Source organism: Glaciecola sp. 2405UD65-10 (assembly GCF_048820975.1).
Taxonomy (GTDB): domain Bacteria; phylum Pseudomonadota; class Gammaproteobacteria; order Enterobacterales; family Alteromonadaceae; genus Glaciecola.
Genome location: NZ_JBMEUF010000001.1, coordinates 1,907,230 through 1,925,580 on the forward strand (window position 1 = coordinate 1,907,230; position 18,351 = coordinate 1,925,580).

Genomic DNA, 18,351 nt, shown 5'->3' on the forward strand with positions numbered 1-18,351 from the left:
TGATAGTGGGCTTAGTCTCTTATACTGCCTAGTCGTTCGTATACTTGTACGTAATTAACCGCTAAGCTTGAACTAGTGCGCCACTGTTTTGTGAATAAATTATATTTCATTCCCATTTCAGTTATCAACTTTGTGCGCGCTATTGACGCCATACTGTTAAGCTCAAAGGGCGTTACAAATAAGTACCAACTGTGCGTGCCTATTGGCAAATATCGCATTATGTATTCGGCACCTATAATTCCCACTAAAAACGATTTAAGCGTGCGATTTAAGGTTGCCATTATCAAACATCCACCAATTTTGGTTAAATCACTGCATTGTTTAACTAACTCTTTTTGATTGGGCACATGCTCTATTACTTCGGCATTAATTACTACATCAAAAGGCTCATCGTTTTCTTCTACTGTTTGCTTTGCGTGTTGGTGTATATACCTAATATTCAGGCCTGATTTAATAGCATGCCTTTTGGCGACTTGAATACTCATTTCACTTACGTCTATTCCCGTTACTTCAGCTCCGGCCTTGGCCATTGCCTCACAAACTAAACCGCCGCCACAGCCCACATCTAAAATCCGCAAGCCTGCTAAAGGTTGCGCCTGGTTTGTATGGCGCTTGTAGTGCGCACAAATTTGTTCAATAAAATATTCAACCCGCGCACGGTTAAATTCCAATGCCGTTTTGTACTGGCCATTTGGGTCCCACCAACTTTCAGCTAAGGCATCAAATCGAGCTATTTCTTCTGGGCTAATGTTGTTGCTCTCATCTTCTACATTTTTTTGTAAAGAGCTGAGCTTACTTTTATCTAACATCGTATACTGACCTAAATATTATCTTTTATAAATGAAGGCAAACGCTAATGGCTAATCAATTTAACGTGCTTGGAACGCGTTTACAATTATGTTGTGGTAATACGGGATATACCCGCGAAGGGTTTTGTTATGTTCCCGAATCCGATCGCGGTAATCACAGTGTATGCGCAATTATGACTGACGAATTCCTCGAATTTTCAAAATCCCAAGGCAATGATTTAAGCACACCCAATCCCATGTTCGAATTTGATGGCTTAAAAGCCGGTGACAAATGGTGCTTGTGCGCAATACGCTGGTATCATGCAGTTGCAGCAAATGTAGCCCCGCCTGTTGTACTCGCGGCAACCAATAAGAAGTCTTTAGAAATTATTCCAATTGATGTTTTAAAAGCACACGAATACCAAGCATAATTAAAAGGCAGCACTAAATCGCAAAACGAGCCTTTAAAGCCCGCACTTATGCTTGTTTTTGCTCACCTTCCCAAGCCTTGATGCGTTGCTGAGTAAGCGCATCAATCTTGTCTTTATTTTGCGATACCCACCATTTTTCCATAATGCGTACATTGCGCAGGTTTGCTTTAAAGAATATATCAACAATATCCCCTAAAAGAGGCACAAAACCTAAGCCATAATCTATTAATGAATTTCGTATCATTATTGTTCGTAAATCGCTGGGAACACCCAGCTTATGGCCTAAGTAAATAATGCGTATTGAAGCAAGTAGCATAATGGTATCGCCAATGCCTGGAATCAATCCAACTAAGGAATCTAGGCCCACTCGTAAACCAATAAACGGTATTTTTACCGCCGTATCCAAGGTATTGGCTAATGATTGTGCTTTAAGCAACGCTTTGGGAGCCGCGAAATCCTCATCAACCTCAATTGGATCAGGCTTGTTAACTATTTGGCCATCGGGAGAATAGGTTTTTACGCCATTATTGTGCTCTGTAGTCATCATCAATCCTTGTTATTCACTCAATTGCTGTTACTTCTCAGCGCCCATTTGTTTTGCCATTTCACCGCGTTTTAGATAGTCATCCCCTACTTGCCAACCGTGTAAATTCTGCTCTAACAATTCAAACAACATATTTAAGTGCTCACTTGAATCATTTAAAGCCGGGATATATTCGTATCGTTCACCGCCATTTTCCATAAAATACTCACGGTTCTCTTCGCCAATTTCTTCAATGGTTTCTAAGCAGTCAGATGAAAAGCCAGGACAAATCATTTGTACTGATTTAACACCTTTGCTTGGCATACCCTTTAATGTTTCATCGGTATACGGTTTGAGCCACTCTTCTCGGCCAAAGCGTGATTGAAAGGTAGTTAGGTATTCGCCTTCTTTTAAGCCCAGTGCTTGCGCAACTAACCTGGTGGTTTTGTGGCATTGGCAATGATATGGGTCACCATTTAATAGGTAGCGCTTAGGAATACCGTGGTAGGTAAATATTAGCTTGTCGGCTTTTTCGTGAGTAAGCCAATGTGCTTTTATAGAGTTGGCTACACATTGTATGTAAGGGTCATGATCATGGAATTGGTTAATAAAGCGTAATTCTGGCAACCAACGGCGTTTAGTAAAATCATTAGCTAAGGCATCGAAGGTAGAGCCCGTAGTAGACGCACAATACTGCGGGTACAAAGGGAGCACTACAATTTTTCTAGCGCCCTGCTCCAGTAATCGATTTAACGCGTTTTCAACACTTGGCTGGCCATAACGCATGGCATACTCAACCACTACGTCGTCACCGTACTTTTCACTAAAACGCTGTTGTAAACCTTTGGCTTGATTTTTAGTGTGTACTAATAAGGGTGAGCCTTCTTCAGTCCATACCGTTGCATACGCCTGCGCCGATCGCTTAGGGCGAAAATTCAAAATTATGCCATTAAGCACAAACCACCAAATTAGCTTGGGAACTTCTACCACTCTAGGATCAGATAAAAACTGCTTTAGGTATGGCTTTAAAGCTTGCTTTGTAGGCGCCTCAGGCGTGCCTAAGTTGCTTACTAAAATGCCTATTTTATCGGCCTGAGTATGTGTAAACGCAGTCTGCGACTGATATTTCATGTCTAAATATTACCTTTTATAACGCTATAAAATAAATACGCTTAATGTCATATTTTGGACTACCCAAAATCAGGCCTTTAATTATTTAGCCTGCAACTGGGTAGTAAGTTGGCGCACCTGGCCCTACTGGTAAGCCAAACATGAACACCCACACATAAAACAATAAGGTCCAACCCACTATGAATACTAAGGTGTATGGCAGCATGGTGGCTATTAGCGTACCTATGCCTAAGTCTTTTTTATAACGTACACCTATGGCTAATATTAAGCCGAAGTAACTCATCATTGGGGTAATAACATTTGTGACTGAATCACCAATTCTATAAGCCGCTTGAATCACTTCCGGTGAATAGCCAATTAACATCAGCATGGGTACAAAGATAGGGGCTGTAATAGCCCACTGCGCTGATGCACTGCCTAAGGATAAGTTAACAATGCCGCACATTAATATAAACAGTACAAACACTTCAGGACCGTCTAATCCGGTTGCTTGAAGCGCGGCAGCCCCTTTAATCGCTAACACGGTGCCTAGGTTTGTCCATTTAAAAAACGCAACAAATTGCGCTGCAAAAAATACTAATACTATATATAAGCCCATAGAGCTCATGCTTTTTGCCATGGCATCAATAACATCACGGTCATTTTTCATCGTGCCAACAATTTTCCCGTACACAAAGCCAGGAATTGCAAAGGTAACGAAAATGTATACCACAATACCTTTTAAGAATGGCGAGCCTTTGACTAAACCGGTTTCCTGATTGCGCAAAATCCCGTTCTCAGGAACAACGGTAAGGGCAAGTAATGCAAGAAGCAGAACAAAACTTAATCCCGCCCATTTCATCGCTTTTATTTCAAGTGCACTGGGTTTTTCAAGTTTTTGCTGGCCTAAGTCAATTGATGCTTCATTCGGGTTGTAAACACCTAAGCGCGGTTCAACTATTTTTTCGGTCACGTATGCGCCCATCGCAGCCACTAAAAATGTGCTAGCAATCATAAAGTACCAGTTAATTTCAGCACTTAACGTATAGCTTGGGTCTATGATTTGCGCCGAACTTTCAGTAAATCCCGCGAGTAAAGGGTCAACCGTACCTATTAGCAAGTTGGCGCTATACCCTGCTGACACACCAGCAAAGGCCGCTGCTAAGCCCGCCAATGGATGCCTGCCTAATGAATGAAAGATCATAGCAGCAAGCGGCACCATTACCACATAGCCTAGCTCAGAGGCTGTGTTAGACAACACACCAGCGAACACTATTACAATGGTTACACTGCGTTTAGATGCGTTCATTACCATTGAGCGCATTATGGTGCTTAACAGGCCCGAATGTTCCGCCAGTGATACCCCTAGCAGGGCAACTAATACCGTGCCAAGGGGAGCAAATCCGGTAAAGTTTGTCACTAAGCCGGTGACGATTCTGCGCAAACCATCAGCATCCAGTAATGACACCACTTGAATTACGCCATCTGCCGCGCGCCCCGATGCTCCCTCAGGACGAGGATCAAGCACGCTTATATCAAAGTATGCTAGCACTCCGCTTAGCAATACAATGAAAATAGAGAGTATGGCGAATAAAGTAATTGGATGAGGAAGTAAATTTCCAAACCACTCTACAGTGGCCAAAAAACGTGAAAACCAACCGCTTGGTTGTGCTGCTGGTTCAATTGCATTGTTATTATTTTTATTATTGGTCGACAAAACGGCCTCGTTATATATTGAGAGTATGCAATTAAATGCACACTACTTTTTTGATTATTATTATGTTGCGCAATGTTCTTCGCTATTAATAGCTTGAATATACTTTGCATAAGCAAAATCATACCTAAATTTTCGCTATTTTTCATGTTTTAAACATCAAGGTATTGATACATAAACGTATAGCGAAAAAAAAACGATACAAAGTGTGGTGAAATTACTGTATTTTTATAACTTTCCAGCTTTGTATACCAAGGAAGAAATTATGTCGAGTAATGTTGACACAGTCACTTCACAAGACGCCTCAAACGAGGCACTTAATGAACTTGAGCAACTTCGCTTACTTGTTTTTGGCCAAGCAAAACAAGCTTTAGACTCGCGAATTGACAAGCTTAGCCAACTATTAGCTCAAGAAACCCAAACCTTGCAAAGCAATTTTGACGAGCGTTTCTCGGCTTTAGAGCGCTCATTAAATAAACAGCATGAAAGTATGCTCACGCAAATTAACGATTTAGCTAACGTACAAGAAAGCGACAAAGCCGAGCTGATGCAATCTCAAAATAACATGTTAAGCCAATTAGAAATGGCTGAAAACGCATCAAAAGATGACTCTACACTTATACACAAGCGTATTGATGACGAGGTTACTAAGTTAGAAGCCGATGTGGATAAAGCTACGCTAGAAATATTGGAAAAACTAGAGCAAGTAACAAAAGAGTTGTCAGGCTCTAAAACTGACCGTAAAAAACTTGCACTGTTGCTTTCAACAATGGCTAGCAACCTTGACGCAGACGACTAGTTTTTATTAAGCCAAGCACATATTTGGCTTAATAAAAACGGACTTTCACATGAAAGAATCTAAAGCGAGCCAACCGAATCAACCCGATAGCAAACTTGCTCAAAGCGAGCTAGAGCGTATTCGCTCAATTATAAATGCCCAGGCTTTTCAAAAAGAAGCGAAAAGACACGACGAAAATGCGCGTGATTATGTTAGCAAAGTGTTTACAGAAGCGCTTCACGATAGGCAGCAAAAAGACCAAAGCCTTAGTAAAGTTTTAGTACCTATCGTTGAAAAATCTGTTCAAAAATCCATAAGTCAAAATCGCGCTCAGTTTATTGATTCACTTTATCCATTAGTGGGTGATTTGGTACGCAAATATACAACTGCCTTGCTTCGTGATTTCATAGAAAAAACCAATGAGTTAATTGAGAAAAGCGTTACCTTTAAAAGTATGGCTTGGCGCTTTAAAGCATGGCGTGCGGGGGTTAGCTACTCACGATACCTAGCTTCACAAACCTATCTTTTTCAAATTCAGCAAGTTCTATTAATTCACCGCGAAACCGGGATGTTGCTTAATTCAGCTAGCATCAGCACGCTCAATGATGAAAACTCTGACTTAGTATCGTCAATGCTTACTGCTATCAATGATTTTGTGAGTGATTCTTTCTCATCTCAAACCAGCGGCGAATATTTAGATGAAATTAAAACCGATAATTTTACGCTCTATTTGCGCAAGGGCCCCAGTGCTTATTTAGTTGCTGCGGTTACAGGCAATATATCGCCCAAAGCTAAGCACAAATTGCAGGCCACTTTAGAAAACATTCACTCGTTGTATTCGAAAGAACTAAAAGCTTACCAAGGTGATAACAGTATATTTGACCCTGCTCATAGCGAACTTAGTGAATGTTTGATTGCGGAAGAAAAGCAGCCCACTAAACAGAAAAAACCTATTCTAGCGACTTTATTTATGTTGCTATTATTAAGTGCCGCTGCGTACTGGGTATTTTTAAATTGGCAAACCAATAGCGCTATTAAGCGGATTGAAACACTGGGTACCCAACAAGGAATTGTACTGCTAAATGCAAAGCACAGTGCGGTACATAATATTGATGTATCCGTACTGCGTGACCCACACGCCATGCCAACAAATGATTGGTTAGCCTTAGCAAAGGTTAATCATGAATGGCTAAATATAACTGAAATACCTTATGTTTCTTTGGCACCTAATGTTATTAACGAAAGAATTATTCGAGCAATAGCCCCCTTCTCTGATATTAATTTAAATCAAGCAAATAATACTATTTCAGGTAGTATCAATACTTCTGAGTATTATTCACTGCTTGAACAATTAAATAAAATACCGGGGATTAACAACTATTCGCTAGAATTTAATGTTTTAGGTTCTCTGAATGAGGCAAGTAGCGAAGCTTTAAACCAAGCTATTAATGTTCTGGCTGCAGAAATAGGGCAGTTACAACTTACGTTCTCTGTTGCGAGTGCGCAAATCGAGCCATCGCATTTAAAGCAATTAAGCCAAGTGGCTGAAAAAGCGAAACTATTGCAGCAATACGCAAATCAGCGTAATCAGAAAGCCGTATTGCTAGTAATAGGTACAAGTGATCAAGTAGGTAACGCGCAAGTAAACGACACACTGAGTTTTCAAAGGGCAGAAAATACGAAGCAGGTCCTCATTAGTGCCGGCTTAGGCGAAAACGATGTACTAGCATCTGGCCATGGTAATATTAACGTTGAACAACAAAATGTTAATGTCAGAAAAGCTTTAATTACTGTAATTTATAATAACTTATGAACATGCTCATATAATAAATAGGAAAAAACAGCGCTTATGTTGCAAAAGAAGGTTTGTATTTTGGGACCCACTGGTGTGGGTAAAACCAGTCTTATCAAGCAATATGTTGAGGGTATATTCTCTGAGAAATATCAAACCTCAATAGGCGTGAAGATTGACAAAAAGCTCGTTTCTTCTGGATACACCCCGGTGCAACTAATGATTTGGGATTTAGAGGGTATAGATGAATACTGCGGGTTTAATCCACGCTATTTAAGAGGTGCGTCAGCACTGGTATTTGTGTGCGATCAAACACGTTTTTCTTCTTTGGCACAAGTAATGGATATTTTATCTATTTGCCGAAACCACTCTGATATTCCAGCCATATTGGTTTTAAACAAAAATGACTTAGTGCCCGCTACCAATTGGGATGATGCTGAGCTTCAAAAACAAGCTTCGAAATTTAAAGACGTATTTTTAACCAGTGCTAAAACAGGAAGTAACGTTGGTAAAATGTTTGATGCGCTAGCCAATATAGTGACCTATTAAAATGAATGCTTCAATATTATCAACATTAGGCATAGTGGACTGTGCCGTGTTATTACGTGATGAAACCGGCTCATTTGAGCTAAAAGAAGGCGGAAGTGATTGGCTAAGCGCTTTAATTCCTAACGCAAAAAACCAACATAATTTTGAATTAGGAGACACCTCTTTATTTTTGGCTGATTTTTTAATTGACGCAAACCAATTGTGGCAATCAAGCGACCAAAATGACAATTTAGGCAGTGGTATTTGGACCGAAGAACTTCCGCAACTCACCCTATATCTTGAAGCTTTTGCCTGCAAAATAGATGGCGAACATTTTCTTATCATAAAAAATGCTGAGCAGTTTTATTTTGAACGTCGAGAAACCTTGCAAATAGCACGAGAGCTTTCTATATCAAATGACAATATGGTTGAACGCCATGATTATTTAAATGAGCGTTTGCACTCTTTGCTAGTAGACAACGCAAATAATGAAAGCCGCCTGCCACTTCACGAAGCTATTAGGTCTGCTAGTATAGGCGTGATTATCACCGACCATCATTTACATGTTCAGGATATTAATCCCGTTACTTACAAAATTTTTAATCAGCCGGAACATCAAAGTCATCATCAAATTTTATCAGACTTAAAAGATAATATTGAGCGCCAATATCCTGAAAAGGATATTTTTACAGCTAACATTCCTTGGCAGGGAGAACTGTTTTTTCACACGCCTCATAACTCAAGTAAGTGGATCAAAGTAAATGTGAATCCTGTTGTGGCACCTAATGGGAAAATAAGTAATTGGATAATAAGCTTGAGCGATCAAACCCGCTTAAAACATTTATTGCAAACCAATGAAACGCTAGCCTTACACGACCCCTTAACAGGCTTGCCCAATAGGCAGTACTTTTGGCAGAGCTTGCAAACAAGCATCAATGATGAAAGCCCGTTTTTTCTTATTAATATTGACATAGTAAACTTCAAAAATATTAATGAGGTGTATGGCTATTTAGCCGGTGACGAACTTCTTAAACAAGTTTCGAAGCGTATTTCTAGCGAACTACATGAGAGTGACTTTATTACCCGCTTTGGCGCTGATGAATTCATGATAGTTAGATATGAAAACCCAAGCGACTTAGTGTCAAAGGGAAGAAGTTTCGAAGAAGATACTTTAGCAATAGCAGAGTCACTGCGAACTGCGTGTGAACAAACTTTGTATACGTCTGATTTTAGGCGATGTGAGTTATCAGTAAAAATTGGGCTTGCCCAATATCCACAAGATTCAAGCCGTGCTGAGGAATTATTAAATTTTGCAGATTTAGCGCTTAGCCAAGCAAAACTAAAATCAAGTTCGGGCATTGAGCTATTTAATGATGAAATTAAGAAAGCCTCTAAACGACGCGTATTATTAGGTGAGGCAATTCGCTTAGCTATTGATAACAACGAGTTAGAAATTTACTTACAGCCTATTTTTGATATGAAATCTGGTAAGGTTGTGAAAGCAGAGGCTTTATTGAGGTGGAAGCTAGGCAACGATTTAGTGATGCCTGATGAGTTTATACCCGTTGCTGAAAATTCAGATATGATAAACGTATTGGGGCGCTGGGTAATTGCAAGAACTTGTGAGTTATTAAAACAATTAGCCGAACAAGATATTCATATACCCATTAGTGTTAATTTTTCGCCCAAGCAAATTTACGATGTAAACCTAGTAGGCTTTATTAAAACTAACCTTGAAACAATGGGCATAGACCCTCAGCTATTAGACTTAGAGATAACTGAAGGCGTTCTGATTAAAAACCATGACAAAGTAAGTGCTTTTCTGCGTGAGTTAAAGCAAATTGGTTTGTCTATTTCTGTTGATGATTTTGGCACCGGTTATTGTTCATTGGCATATTTGAAAAACTTGCCTATTGATACACTAAAAATTGACCGCTCTTTTATAATAGATATAGCAACTGATGAAGGTGACCACGCAATTGTAGAAGCGATTATTGCGTTAGCACAAAAGTTAAAATTGAATGTTATTGCAGAGGGTATTGAAACATCTGAGCAGCAAAACATGCTATTGAGTGATCAGTGCCAAAATGCGCAAGGCTTCCTATATTCCAAGGCACTTCCTATTAAAGATTTTATGCACTTTATTAAGCATTAACTTGCATGTACTTTATTATGTAAACATAAAAAAACCGAGCTTAACGCTCGGTTTTTTTTGTTTACTTACTTATTACTTTTTACCGCTACTTGAATTTAAATAACGGAAAAAGTCGCTGTCAGGCTCAACCACAAGTACGTCTTGTTTACTATTGAAGCTGTTACGATACGCATCCATACTTCTTAAAAAGCTATAAAACTCAGGGTTTTTATTATAGGTTTGCGCATAAATTTGTGCAGCTTGTGCATCCCCTTCACCTTTTAACTGGCGTGCATTACGTTCGGCATCAGCAAGCATTATTTCAACGCGAGCATCAATGTTCGCTTTAATAATTTCACCTTGCTCTTTACCTTCTGAACGATATTCACGGGCAGCAGCAGCACGTTCAGCGCGCATACGGTCAAATATGGAGTTACTAATCTCAATAGGTAAGTTGATTTGCTTAACTCGCACATCAATTATACGTATGCCTAGTTCATCAGAACTACCCGACGCTTGGCTCATAGCAGAATCCATTAGTTCACTACGCTCACCAGACACTATCTGCTGAATTGTGCGAGTACCAAACTCAGAACGTAAGCCGTTATTTACTTTTTGCTTCAGTAAGCTTTCAGCTTGCGCTTTGTTGCCACCGGTAGATAAGTAATAACGACCAAAATCTTCAATTTTCCACTTCACATATGAGTCAACAATCAAATCTTCTTTTTCGCTGGTAACAAAGCGGTCAGCACGCTCATCCAATGTTTGGATGCGGGCATCTAATGGTTGAACGCGGTCAAATACTGGAATTTTCCAATGAAGGCCTGGTTCGTAAATTACGGCCGTTCCATCACTTTGCCCTTCAACTTTACCAAAGGTAATTTTAATCGCGCGGGTACCTTCATACACAACAAATAATGAGCTGTATAAAAGTATTCCTATAATCACGATAACAACTGCTAATAAATTTTTCATGATTTAGTTTCTCCCTGAGCGATTAGAAGTGCTGCGAGTTACTGGTAAGTCTGGTAACTGGCTTTGTAAGTCAGCTCCTTGATTGCGTAAACCTTCTAAGGTTCTACTTACATTCGCACCCCCAGAACTACCTTGTCTTTCCATGATTTTATCCAAAGGTAGGTACATCATGTTACCGCTCCCCTCAGTGTCTATCATCACTTTGGTTGTGCTAGAGAACACTTGTTCCATCGTTTCTAAGTAGATACGCTGGCGAGTTACCACTGGCGCCGCCTCAAATTGCGGTAATAATTCTTCGAAACGAGCAACCTCACCTTGCGCTTCTAGAATAGAACGTTCTTTGTAAGCTTGCGCCTCTTCGTTCATTCTATTCACTTGTGCACGTGCACGTGGCTCAATTTCTCTTGAATAAGCTTCCGCTTCACGAATAAAACGCTCTTCATCTTCTTGTGCTGCAATTGCATCATCATAAGCGGCTCGCACTTCTTCAGGCGGGCGAGCGTTTGTAAAGTTAAGCTCAATTAAATCTACACCCATGTTGTAAGGTTCAATAATGCTTTGAAGTTCCTCAAGTACGCGTTGACGAGCTGCTTCTTTACCATTAGTAAGTACGTCATCCATTTTTGAATGGCCCACTACATAACGTATCGCACTATCAAATGCTTGGCTTAAGCTTTGCTCAGGAGAAACCACTGCGAATACCCATTGTTTTGGATCAACAACACGATACTGCACTTCCATTTCAACACTAACCACGTTTTCATCTTCGGTTAACATAGAGCCCGATGAAGCCTGGTCACGGATGCTTTGAATATTAACTGGAATTACACGGTCAATAAAAGTTAAACGCCACTGTAAACCCGGTTGAGCTAAAGAGTGGAATTCACCGAACCGCAACACTACGCCGCGCTCAGCTTCCTTTACCGTATAAATACCACTTAACAAATAAATGATAATTGCGAGAACGGCAACTAAACCAAATCCTTTGCCCGATAAACTTGGACCTCCAGATTTGCCGCCACCATTGTTATTGCCACCTTTTGAAAATTTTCCAAAAAGATTTTTTAACACATCATCTATATCAGGTGGACCTTGCTCTTTTCCACCGCGATTTTTCCAAGGGTCGTTTTTATCACCACCCGGCTCATTCCAAGCCATACGTTTACTCCGAAAGTTAACAGTTCTAAATAAAAGTTACATAAAGTATATACTAGTTCATTCTGCGAATAGATTGTCTTTTTAGTAAAAATAAATTCTCACTACACATTATTCTTGTATGTAATCGCTCAATCGATGCTCTAATTTTTTGTCAATTCTATGCCAATCAGCGGCTAGCATAGTAATATTTACAATCCAATCACCGTTTTCAGCATAACTCTGAGAGCTAATACAATTTAGCTCATACAACATACCACGTACCTTTCCGTCTGATTGAGGAACGTGTAATTCGTAATTAACCATTTCTTGGCGTAAACATTCAGTGAGGGCATCTTTTAATAAATCAATCCCTATTCCCTGTTGCGCCGAAAGCCATACTCTTACTGGACGGCCTTCATCATCACGGTCAATCTTAGGCTCTACGCCTTCTAAACGGTCAATTTTGTTACAAATTACTAATTGAGGTACTTCATCAGCGTCAATTTCCTCAAGAACCTCATTCACCTGATCCATATTTTCTAAATATTGGTCATCGGCGTAATCAACCACGTGTAATAGCAAGGTTGCCTCTTGAGTTTCTTGCAGCGTTGCTTTAAATGCAGCTACAAGATCATGTGGTAAATGGCGAATAAAACCTACTGTATCAGCCAATATAGCTTGGCCTACTTCGTTTAATTCAATTTTGCGTAGGGTTGGGTCAAGAGTCGCAAATAACTGATCTGCGGCGTATACACCCGCTTCAGTGATAGTATTAAATAGCGTTGATTTTCCAGCATTAGTGTAACCCACTAAAGAAAGCGTAGGAATTTCTGCTCGCTTTCTGGAACGACGACCTTGCTCACGCTGTTTTTGAACACGCTCTAAGCGCCTTAAAATGGCTTTAATACGCCCGCGTAATAATCGACGGTCGGTTTCAAGCTGAGTTTCACCTGGCCCACGTAAGCCTATTCCGCCTTTTTGGCGTTCCAAGTGAGTCCACCCTCTGATTAAACGTGTAGATAAATGACGTAGTTGCGCTAATTCAACTTGCAATTTACCCTCATGAGTTCGAGCTCGTTGCGCAAATATATCTAAAATTAGGCTGGTTCTGTCGAGGACTCGACATTTACATAAACTTTCTAGGTTTCTTTCTTGCGAAGGAGATAGAGCATGATTAAAGATAACAACGTCAGCCTCTAGGGCTTTAACTGTATCAGCTATTTCTTCGGCTTTACCACTGCCCACAAAGTATTTAACAGAGGGGGCTGCGCGCGAAGCTGTAATTATAGCAACATTGTTAACACCCGCAGAAGATACGAGCATTTGTAATTCATCTATATCTTCTTTGTTTTGTTCGTCAGAGAAATCAACATGTACCAGCACGGCCTGTTCGCCGGCTTCGTAACGATCAAACAAAAAATAACTCCAATATAATTATTCGGCGGCGCCGTCTTCTGGATGGTTTGTAGGCATGCTTATTGCGCGAGATGGCACAACCGTTGAAATAGCATGTTTATAAACCATTTGGCTTACTGTGTTTTTTAGCAACACAACAAACTGATCAAAAGATTCAACTTGGCCTTGTAGTTTAATACCATTTACTAGGTATATAGCAACTGGGATTCGTTCTTTTCTAAGTGCATTTAAAAATGGGTCTTGCAGAGACTGACCTTTCGCCATTAGTCGTCCTTATTTATTATTATGAGGTGGTTCAACCTGACTGAATTCAGTGTACACCAAATATACCTTAGGTTGCACCTAATTTTTGTACTAGCTTGTTAATATTCGAATTATCACCGCTTTCTAAGGCCAAAACATCAGGCCAACCGCGCAACCACGTGAGTTGACGTTTAGCCAGTTGCCGAGTAGCAATAATACCTCGTTCACGCATATTATTATAGTCGAGTTCCCCTTGCAAATACTGCCAAACTTGCCTATAGCCTACGCTACGAAGGGATGGCATGTCAGGATGCAGGTTATATTTTTCGCATAAATATCGCACCTCTTCTACCAAACCATTTTCTAGCATTTGATCAAATCGAAGGGCTATATTGGTGTGCAAATCGGCTCGTTCCTTGGGCATAATGGTACATTGCACGAAATCGTAAGGTAGTTGCGATTTTTCTGCTTGTTGCCACTGCGTGAGGGTTTTACCACTAGCACGATACACTTCAAGGGCGCGCGTTGTGCGTTGTAAATCATTCGCGTGAATGCGTGCAGCGCTTTGCGGGTCTACTTGAGCTAATCGCTCATGCATTGCGGGTAAACCAAACTCTTCAATGTCAGATTGTATTTGTGCTCGCACTTCTGGAGCACTTGGTGGTAACTCATTTAAGCCTTTTATTAAGGCATTGAAGTACATCATAGTACCACCGGTTAAAATAGGTAATTTGTTACGTTTGAGTATGTCATCTATCGCTAACTGCGCATCTTTTATAAAATCAGCAACGCTGTAACTTATTTCAGGGCTGACAATATCAATAAGATGATGCGGTACACCGTCTTGTTCTTTTGCATCAGGTTTTGCCGTGCCTATGTCCATGTCTTTATAAATAAGCGCTGAATCTACGCTGACTACTTCGGCATTTAAGGCTTTTGATGCTTCAATCGCTAAGGCTGTTTTACCAGAGGCCGTTGGCCCCATAATACAAATAACTTTGGCTTTATTTACTGATTCAGGTGTTAGCATAGAATTTACTGTGCTCTTAGCAATGGCAATATTTTATCACCTATGGATACAGACATAACATGCTCTTTTAATAACGTGTCTACACTTTGTGTACTTAATTCACTTAGCCAAGTATTGACAGTAGCAAGCATTGAAAATTGGCTATTAGCCGATTCATTTTTTTGCGCAGGCGACAGCAGCTTCAACCATACGCTTGCTAATTCATCGCAAAATAGGCGTGAGAAACCCTCACTGCTAGAAAAATCGCTATTCGCAATTAATCCTTCAAGGACCGCCGAAAATACACCTGACCACGGAAGCTGGCGCAAAGTAGAAGGAACCTGTTTTAAAATTACTTTTTGTGACTTCCTGTCAACCATAACACCAAGGGTAAGTAAGTGCTCACAAATACTTTCCATGGCATTTGCTTCCAGCGTTTCATTTTGCCCAACAGACACAGGCATCAATAAGGGTTGAGAAGCACTTGATTGCTTAATTTTTTCCTGTAAATATGCACTTAAAATACATTGTAGGTGCAGCGATTTCACGTCAGCTTGCTGAATAAAAATAAGCTGATTTTGCAAAAGCGCATAAGTTGAAGCGTTTAAAATATTTGCGTTTAATTGCTTATCTATATTTTCGTCGCTGCTTGTAGGCGAAGAATTCCCCGCCTCACTCCGATTTTGCATACTTTGATAAAAGCTGTGATTTGCTTGTTTTTCTACAGCACTTACATTTTCGCCACGATAAGGGGATAACCTTGCTTGGCCAGTACTTTGTGCGCGAACACTAGGAAAAGGCGATGCCTCACGAGCTTCATTAGAGTAGGTATGGCTTGCAGTATGCTCAAGAGGCTGTATGTAATCATGATTACCGTAATTATGTGCCGCTTCAGTGGGCTCAAGTGTATGAGGTTTGGCCATATTGGCAATATCGTTTTCATCCCCCCCTTGCTCGGTATGAAAAGACGTAGATTGAGCATCGGTAATAGCTTTAAAGACGATGTCATGAACCTTGCGTGATTGATGAAAGCGTACTTCATGTTTTGCTGGGTGAACATTAACATCTATTTGATCTGCCGGCACACTCACAAACAGCACGTAGCTAGGAAAGGTTTGCGGTGCGAGGGTATCTTCAAAAGCCTGGCGAATTGCATGCGACAACAACTTGTCACGCATCATACGCCCATTTACAAACGTGTATTGATTGTCACGCGTGGCTGCGCCCACGCCTAAGCCACTGCACCATCCTTTAATGCTCATATTCTCAAAGCTATAATCAACGGGTACAGCGCCCTCAAGTATGCTTTTCCCGCACACTTGTTCAACCCTTTTAGCTAAACTGCTGCAAGCCGCATATTTAAAAATCTGTTTTTGATTATGAATCAATGTAAATTGCACATCTTTTCGCGTTAGGGCTAGGCGCTTAACAATATTTTCAATGTGTTGTAATTCAGTTTTTCCCGAGCGTAAAAATTTGCGCCTTGCGGGGGTGTTGAAAAATAAGTCCAATACTTCAATAGAGGTGCCATCAGGGTGAGCCGCGGGAAGTACTTGTACTTCCATATTCGGTCCTTCGGCACAAGCTTGCCATGCCTCACTTTGCTCGCTAGGTTTGGACGTTAATTGCAAACGACTTACCGAACTAATACTGGCAAGTGCTTCCCCCCTAAATCCCATGCTCACTATATTTTCAAGGTCATTTATATCTGATATTTTGCTGGTTGCATGGCGGCTTAAAGCTAAGCGTAACTCATCTTTAACTATACCTTTTCCGTCATCGCGAATTAATATACGTTTTTGACCACCTTGATCAATTTCAATATGAATTCTTGTCGCTTTAGCGTCTAAGCTATTCTCAACAAGTTCTTTAACCACTGACGCAGGGCGTTCAACTACTTCACCCGCAGCAATTTGGTTTGCAAGCTGAGCCGAGAGTACTTTAATAGAAGCATGCATATTTGAACTGGAATTACTCAATTACAATTACCTTGGTATATTTAAAACCTGACCAATGCGGACAAGATCTGAGTTTAGGTTATTTTGTACTTTGATTTCGCGTACCGACACACCGTATCGTTGCGCCAATAGCGACAGCGACTCTCCGTTTGCTACCGTGTGACTAATAGGAGCTTTACTTTTCCATTGGGCCCATAAGGTGCCATCAGGCGGCGTTTTTTGAAAATAACGTTTAATAGACGTAAACATTGCCGCAGCCAAACGTTGACGATGCAATGCCCAGTTTAGGTTTTTCTCTTCTTGAGGATTAGAGATAAACCCCACTTCAACTAAAATAGAAGGCGTTTCTGGCGCAGTTAGCACCGCTAAACTAGCACTTTGTGGGGTTCTTTTGTGCATTTTAGTAATGCTTTTCATTTCTTTGATCACTTCGTTACTTAATTCGTAACTTAAGGCTCTTGATAAATCCATCGACATATTAAATATGGTTTCAGCAAAATAGCGTTCGGTGTCTCGGTCATCTATTACGTCAGCAGCTGCACCTAGTAACTGCGAGCTTCTTTCTGTTTGTTCTAATAAACGCCCCAGTTCACTGTCGGCTCGCCCTTTAGACAATACCCAAACTGAGCCCCCTTTAGGCTGCGGTGTGGTAAAAGCATCGGCATGAATAGAAACTAATAAATCCGCCTTTTCTTTAGCCGCAACTTTAGGGCGATCATTGGGAGATATGTAGTAATCCCCTTTTCGTGTTAATACAGCGCGCATGCCTGGCTCTTCGTCTACTAACTTGGCGAGCATTTTGGCTATACTAAGAGTAATATTCTTCTCATAAGTGCCTGTAGGACCAATAGAGCCAGGGTCGGCACCACCATGACCTGCATCAATCACCACAATGATATTCTTGTCGCGGTTAGGCCCTGAGTTATTAATAGTAAAAGCCGGCGGCGGATTAGGGTCTACAAGCTCAACAACCATTCGATGAGAATTCCCATCGCCGGGTTCTAATAAATAGATTCTAGGATTAAGTTTTTTGCTGGTTTCAATCACTATTCGCGTATCACCTTTCGATTTAGGCGTACTATGGCGAATTCGATTTACCTTATTACCCGTTAGGTTCAAATCATTAAAGTTATAAGCTTTTGGCACGCCTTTTATATCAACAACAAGGCGATCAGGATTTTTTAAGGAAAAGTATGAGAAGGTAGGCGCTTGCTTAAGCTCAAACACAATGCGCGCTGTATCACTAGAGTCTGAAAAGCGTGCTTGTTCTATTTTATTCGCCGCTAAGACAGTAAATGCACAGAAAAAAACAAAGCAAGTAATAAAAAATCTAATCACGCTTTGTTTTCCTGTATAAGCGAAAAACATTGCTCAGCAAAGGCCGAGCATGCTTCAAGTTCAAATGAGCGACCTTCATTTTCGTAACGAATATCAATAATTATATCAGGCTTAGGCAACAAACCCTCTCCTCTGTCAGGCCACTCTACCAAACTTGCACTCAAATCGTTGAAGTAGTCACGAATCCCCATGAATTCGAGTTCTTCGGGATCAGCTAAACGATATAAGTCAAAGTGATACATAGTAATATCACCTAAATCGTAGGGCTCAACTAATGTGTAGGTGGGGCTTTTAACTTTACCTTCATGCCCTAAGGCATGAAGTAATGAGCGACTAAAGGTTGTTTTTCCTGCACCTAATTCTCCGCGTAAATAGCAACATGTGCCGCCATAGCCTAGTTGAATAAAGGCACGGCCTAGACTAAAGGCCAATTCACGTGAAGCTGTTTCATTTGCGCAGTAACGTTGTATTTTCATT

General features: G+C 40.6%; 17 protein-coding genes. 5 read left to right on the forward strand and 12 right to left on the reverse strand.

Annotated features, from left to right (window positions below):
• Positions 1–11: 11 nt before the first annotated feature.
• Entirely contained in the window at positions 12–809 is a 798-nt protein-coding gene (ubiG, locus tag ACOI22_RS08575) for a bifunctional 2-polyprenyl-6-hydroxyphenol methylase/3-demethylubiquinol 3-O-methyltransferase UbiG (RefSeq protein ID WP_420671608.1), read from the reverse strand.
• Positions 810–856: 47 nt separating this feature from the next.
• Between ubiG and ACOI22_RS08580 the strand changes: the two genes are divergently transcribed.
• Positions 857–1,219, forward strand: a complete 363-nt coding sequence (locus ACOI22_RS08580; RefSeq protein ID WP_420671609.1) for a DUF2237 family protein — start codon at positions 857–859, stop codon at positions 1,217–1,219.
• A 46-nt stretch (positions 1,220–1,265) separates the two neighbouring features.
• Here the strand turns inward: ACOI22_RS08580 and ACOI22_RS08585 are convergent, their stop codons facing one another.
• The 3 genes from ACOI22_RS08585 to ACOI22_RS08595 form a co-directional block, all read right to left on the reverse strand.
• Positions 1,266–1,763 carry a DUF4112 domain-containing protein gene (locus tag ACOI22_RS08585; RefSeq protein WP_420671610.1) on the reverse strand — a complete coding sequence of 166 codons (498 nt, stop codon included), beginning with the start codon at positions 1,761–1,763 and terminating at the stop codon, positions 1,266–1,268.
• A gap of 30 nt (positions 1,764–1,793) precedes the next feature.
• Entirely contained in the window at positions 1,794–2,873 is a 1,080-nt protein-coding gene (gene hemH, locus ACOI22_RS08590) for a ferrochelatase (protein WP_420671611.1), read from the reverse strand.
• A gap of 85 nt (positions 2,874–2,958) precedes the next feature.
• A complete protein-coding gene (locus ACOI22_RS08595) occupies positions 2,959–4,569 on the reverse strand; it encodes an AbgT family transporter (protein ID WP_420671612.1) in 1,611 nt (536 codons plus the stop codon).
• 262 nt (positions 4,570–4,831) lie between these two features.
• Between ACOI22_RS08595 and ACOI22_RS08600 the strand changes: the two genes are divergently transcribed.
• From ACOI22_RS08600 to ACOI22_RS08615, 4 genes are read left to right on the forward strand one after another with little or no spacing between them, the layout of a single operon-like run.
• On the forward strand, positions 4,832–5,365 hold the full coding sequence (locus ACOI22_RS08600) for a hypothetical protein (RefSeq protein WP_420671613.1): 534 nt from the start codon (positions 4,832–4,834) through the stop codon (positions 5,363–5,365).
• A gap of 49 nt (positions 5,366–5,414) precedes the next feature.
• Positions 5,415–7,157: an OmpA family protein gene (locus tag ACOI22_RS08605; protein WP_420671614.1), complete on the forward strand. Its 1,743-nt coding sequence runs from the start codon at positions 5,415–5,417 to the stop codon at positions 7,155–7,157.
• A gap of 36 nt (positions 7,158–7,193) precedes the next feature.
• Positions 7,194–7,685 carry a Rab family GTPase gene (locus tag ACOI22_RS08610; RefSeq protein WP_420671615.1) on the forward strand — a complete coding sequence of 164 codons (492 nt, stop codon included), beginning with the start codon at positions 7,194–7,196 and terminating at the stop codon, positions 7,683–7,685.
• Position 7,686: 1 nt separating this feature from the next.
• On the forward strand, positions 7,687–9,819 hold the full coding sequence (locus ACOI22_RS08615) for an EAL domain-containing protein (protein WP_420671616.1): 2,133 nt from the start codon (positions 7,687–7,689) through the stop codon (positions 9,817–9,819).
• Positions 9,820–9,891: 72 nt separating this feature from the next.
• On the opposite strand, the gene hflC is transcribed toward ACOI22_RS08615, so the two are convergent.
• The 8 genes from hflC to tsaE form a co-directional block, all read right to left on the reverse strand.
• On the reverse strand, positions 9,892–10,773 hold the full coding sequence (hflC, locus tag ACOI22_RS08620; RefSeq protein ID WP_420671617.1) for a protease modulator HflC: 882 nt from the start codon (positions 10,771–10,773) through the stop codon (positions 9,892–9,894).
• A 3-nt stretch (positions 10,774–10,776) separates the two neighbouring features.
• Entirely contained in the window at positions 10,777–11,931 is a 1,155-nt protein-coding gene (gene hflK, locus ACOI22_RS08625) for an FtsH protease activity modulator HflK (protein WP_420671618.1), read from the reverse strand.
• Positions 11,932–12,039: 108 nt separating this feature from the next.
• Positions 12,040–13,326, reverse strand: coding sequence for a ribosome rescue GTPase HflX (gene hflX, locus ACOI22_RS08630; protein WP_420671619.1), 1,287 nt, complete (start codon positions 13,324–13,326; stop codon positions 12,040–12,042).
• A gap of 18 nt (positions 13,327–13,344) precedes the next feature.
• On the reverse strand, positions 13,345–13,590 hold the full coding sequence (hfq, locus tag ACOI22_RS08635) for an RNA chaperone Hfq (protein ID WP_420671620.1): 246 nt from the start codon (positions 13,588–13,590) through the stop codon (positions 13,345–13,347).
• A 67-nt stretch (positions 13,591–13,657) separates the two neighbouring features.
• Entirely contained in the window at positions 13,658–14,599 is a 942-nt protein-coding gene (gene miaA / locus ACOI22_RS08640) for a tRNA (adenosine(37)-N6)-dimethylallyltransferase MiaA (RefSeq protein ID WP_420671621.1), read from the reverse strand.
• A gap of 5 nt (positions 14,600–14,604) precedes the next feature.
• The gene (mutL, locus tag ACOI22_RS08645) at positions 14,605–16,557 is read right to left on the reverse strand and encodes a DNA mismatch repair endonuclease MutL (RefSeq protein WP_420671622.1); all 1,953 of its coding nucleotides are present in this window, start codon (positions 16,555–16,557) and stop codon (positions 14,605–14,607) included.
• Between the two features lie 6 nt (positions 16,558–16,563).
• Positions 16,564–17,904, reverse strand: a complete 1,341-nt coding sequence (locus ACOI22_RS08650; RefSeq protein ID WP_420671623.1) for an N-acetylmuramoyl-L-alanine amidase — start codon at positions 17,902–17,904, stop codon at positions 16,564–16,566.
• Positions 17,871–18,350 carry a tRNA (adenosine(37)-N6)-threonylcarbamoyltransferase complex ATPase subunit type 1 TsaE gene (gene tsaE / locus ACOI22_RS08655; protein WP_420671624.1) on the reverse strand — a complete coding sequence of 160 codons (480 nt, stop codon included), beginning with the start codon at positions 18,348–18,350 and terminating at the stop codon, positions 17,871–17,873. The genes ACOI22_RS08650 and tsaE overlap by 34 nt, the downstream gene beginning before the upstream one ends.
• Position 18,351 lies beyond the last annotated feature (1 nt).